General features: G+C 48.4%; 1 pseudogene. It reads left to right on the top strand.

Features of this window, described 5'->3' with window-relative positions:
• A pseudogene (galM, locus tag R7040_RS29130) lies at window positions 1-467 on the top strand (galactose-1-epimerase); the annotation flags it as partial.
• Window positions 468-550: the final 83 nt, after the last annotated feature.

Genomic DNA, 550 nt, shown 5'->3' with positions numbered 1-550 from the left:
CGTTGCAGCTTAGTGCAGATCATTACTTGCCAACGGATGCGGGGTTAATTCCTACCGGTGAACAAAAGCCAGTTTCGGGCACCAGTTTCGACTTCACCGAGCCAAAATCGATTGGCCAAGGATTTCTTGCAGAGCAAGATCAGAAAACTGCTGGTGGCTACGATCACGCCTTTGTCTTCATGCCTGACGTGACCGATGGCGTATCTGTCGCTGCGGTTTTAATTGCACCAAAAGAAGATGTGGTGATGAAGGTGAAAACCACCAAGCCTGCCATCCAGTTTTATTCAGGTAATTTCTTAGCCGGTACGCCAGGTGCAAGTAAAACTTACGAACGCTATGACGGCCTAGCATTGGAAACGCAGTACTTTCCAGACGGGCCAAACAAACCAGAATGGGGACTCAACAATGGGGTGTTGAACTCTGGGGATTGCTATCAGCATCAAACTATTTACCAGTTTGAATTTTAGATAGCACTTCTACCCTTTGAACTTGCAGCGGCAGCGATGCTGCAACTCCAACGACTTTGGGTGTTATGGTGGGCTACATGCCC

Source organism: Vibrio sp. 1069 (genome assembly GCF_033340555.1).
This window is presented reverse-complemented; position numbering and strand designations above follow the sequence as displayed.